2 protein-coding genes and 3 pseudogenes are annotated in these 2877 nt (G+C 66.4%); 3 read left to right on the plus strand and 2 right to left on the minus strand.

Annotated elements, in window-relative coordinates:
- Nucleotides 1–522: 522 nt before the first annotated feature.
- On the plus strand, nucleotides 523–654 hold the full coding sequence (locus tag PUR56_RS00305; protein ID WP_329947348.1) for a hypothetical protein: 132 nt from the start codon (nucleotides 523–525) through the stop codon (nucleotides 652–654).
- A 573-nt stretch (nucleotides 655–1227) separates the two neighbouring features.
- Nucleotides 1228–1440: pseudogene (locus PUR56_RS00310) on the plus strand (transposase); the annotation flags it as partial.
- A 37-nt stretch (nucleotides 1441–1477) separates the two neighbouring features.
- On the opposite strand, the gene PUR56_RS00315 reads toward PUR56_RS00310, so the two are convergent.
- Complete coding sequence (locus tag PUR56_RS00315; protein WP_329947349.1) at nucleotides 1478–1771, minus strand: integrase core domain-containing protein; 294 nt, start codon at nucleotides 1769–1771, stop codon at nucleotides 1478–1480.
- A gap of 13 nt (nucleotides 1772–1784) precedes the next feature.
- Nucleotides 1785–2558, minus strand: a pseudogene (locus PUR56_RS00320) (IS30 family transposase); the annotation flags it as partial.
- Between the two features lie 204 nt (nucleotides 2559–2762).
- Between PUR56_RS00320 and PUR56_RS43110 the strand changes: the two are divergent.
- A pseudogene (locus PUR56_RS43110) lies at nucleotides 2763–2877 on the plus strand (IS630 family transposase); the annotation flags it as partial.

The raw sequence follows: 2877 nt of genomic DNA on the forward strand, positions 1-2877 counted from the left end.
TCCGATAAGTCGCTCGGATACGCCCGTCTGTCCATGCGCCGCAGAACATCACCCGAACCCCGACTGGCACGCCAGTACGGCCGACGTTCACACGAACGAGCGATCATGAACCGAGAGAAAGCGGACTTAACGTCCACTCAGTAGGTCGACAAAGATCTATTGGATACGAAGTGATTCAAATCACACCGCAAACAGAATCAAACATGCACGACCAGGAACCAGCCCAGCGCCTCGGAGGAGAGTGCGGATACGGGGCCGCCAGGAGTGATGGCGACAGTGTGTTCGATGTGGGCACCGTGTGCCTTCGGTGGTGCGGAGAGTCCAGCCGTCGGGGTCGGTGGTGTGGAAGTCGGTGCCGGCGGCGTGGGCGATGTCGCCGGTGCGGTGGACCGCCACGGCTGCGGCGTTGCCCCCCTCCGGGGCGCGGCGGGTGGTGTCGATGAGGCGGACGTCCTCAGGCCGCGGGGTACCGACGATGGAGCTGACGGCGGTGTCGCCCGCCCCGCCGTCGAGGACGGCACCATGGCTCCGAGCGGGACGGAGCTGGCCGCGGCCCTCTCCGTTCCGCACCTGGAATCCCTCGCACGGGACTGCTCCGGCCACCACCACCATTTGCGTCAGCTCCCCGGCGGCCTCGCCCAGCGGACCGCGTAGGACGGGCCCTCGAACCACAGAACGACGGCCGCAGCCCGCACCACCGACCCTGACCTGCCGTCCTGGTGCAGCACACGGCCGCGCCTGTCCGCCCAGCCGCCGACGGCTCCTCCAAGGTCGTGCCCTTTCCGGATCGGTCTCGATCAACCGTCTTGACAACCCGATCCGACGGAACCCGACCTCCGACCGGACCGTCGGCAACGACCGCGACCGGGCAACCCCACTCCCCCGCACAACTGAGCGCTGAACAGGTCGCCGTACTCTCGCATCCCACGAGGGCCACGACCTGCCCCTGATCCGGCGCTCCGGTCACAGTGGACCTCCCGCGAGCCGACCGGCACACACCTCGCACCAGGGGGGACCTTCCGACCGAGTGCCGTGCACCGGAGAATTCCTGATACTCCCCGGACTCTGCTCGCCGGCCAGCAATCGATGCCGAGCGTGTCCGAAAGATCGTGTAAGTCCGTTATGTGACAGGCTGGCCGAGGCTCGGCCTCGGGTCTTGGCCGGCCGGAACGGACGGACACGACTACTGACAGCGAGAACCCGGCCGTCGAGCAGGTCGGGGACGATTTGGTCGACGAGGTCGTCGAGCGGTTGATGGACCGTGCCGATGCCTCCGGGGCGGCCCTGTTGGGCGAGGGCGGGCTGCTGACCCAGATCACCCGGGCCGTGCTGGAACGGGCGCTGGCGGCCGAGATGACCGAGCACCTGGGCTACGAGAAGCACGACGTGGCCGGCCGGGGCTCGGGCAACAGCCGCAACGGCACCTCGCCGAAGACGGTGAGCTGCCCCGATTTTCGTGGAGTCCGCGATCGTGTGATCAAGCGGCTTGCGGGTGTTGCTCCAGTGCCGTCCAGTACGCCTGTTCGTACTCATCGGGCGGGAGGTAGTCGAGGGCGGAGTGGAGCCGTTCGCTGTTGTACCACGCGACCCACTGGAACACGGCACGCTCGACCTCGTCGAAGTCGCGCCACGGTCCCTGATGTTCGATCAGTTCGGCCTTGAACGTGCCGTTCAGGGCCTCGGCCATCGCGATGTCGTACGAGTCGGGGACGGACCCGACGGACGTCGAGGCGCCGACCTCGGACAGTCGCTCCGTGTAGCGAATGGACACGTATTGGGTGAGTTCAACCGGTCGTTGCAACACCGGGCTGTTGTAGTGAGCGTAGCTGCTCCTCGAAGACCTCGGTCGGGGTCTTCCAGCCAAGGATCTTGCGGGGTCGGTTATTGATCGCCAGGGCGACGGCTTCGAGGTCCTCGGCGGACCACCGGGACAGGTCGGTGCCCTTCGGGAAGTACTGACGCAGCAGCCCGTTCGTGTTCTCGTTCGTGGGCCGCTGCCAGGGCGAGTGCGGATCGGCGAAGAACACCTTCGTCCCGGTATCGAGCGCGAGCTGGGCATGTCCGGCAAGTTCCTTCCCGCGGTCCCAGGTCAGGGTCTTGCGGAGCTGCTCGGGCAGCTTCGTCATCGACTCGGTCAGGGCAGTGTTCATCGCGACGGCGCCGTAACCGCCCAACGGCGGCCCGTTCTTCACAGGTGGCACCTCGCCCCAGCCCTCCAACCTCGGTAGATGCACAAGGAGCGCAGATCGGCTGCTGCGCTCGACGAGCGTGCCGATCGCGGACCGGCCCGTCCCAATGATCAGATCGCCTTCCCAATGCCCCGGGACCGCGCGGTCCGCGGCCTCTGCAGGACGTTCACTGAGGACGACATCGGCGGTGACATGCCCTTGCGGCTTGTTCCGTGACCTCGACCGAGGCTCTCGAAGTGCCCGCCCGGTGCGCAGGCAGGCGACCAGCTCCCGCTTGAGCACACCACGACCCTCGATGAACAGCGACTGGTAGATCGCCTCGTGGCTGATGCGCATGGACTCATCCTCGGGGAAGTCGGCCTTCAAGCGGTCCTACGTTGTTGGTGGGTCGGACGGACCAGTCGTATGGTCCTGAGGTCCAGAGACACCGGGTATGGCTTTCAAGCGGTTGCCCTCGATGGTTCGGCACACCTGGCCGCCCGGCGTCTCACGACGACTCGACCGCTGATTACTGAGCATTTCGGGTTGTCGTCGGGTAGTGACGGTCCGTGATCCCTGCGGTATGCCGTTGGTGTGAGGTATCCGGAGGGTGGGGGCCTGACCGCTGAGCGTCGGGCGTTTCGTGAGGGGATCCGGTTCCAGGCCGGGATGCGGTTCGCGGTGGGTGAGAAGACCACGGTGATCGCAA

It is taken from the genome of Streptomyces sp. BE303 (genome assembly GCF_036290945.1).
Taxonomy (GTDB): domain Bacteria; phylum Actinomycetota; class Actinomycetes; order Streptomycetales; family Streptomycetaceae; genus Kitasatospora.

Coding starts and splice junctions, on each gene's coding strand:
- PUR56_RS00305 (WP_329947348.1), top strand. CDS start 523: ATGGCTCCGAGCGGGACGGAGCTGGCCGCGGCCCTCTCCGTTCCGCAC.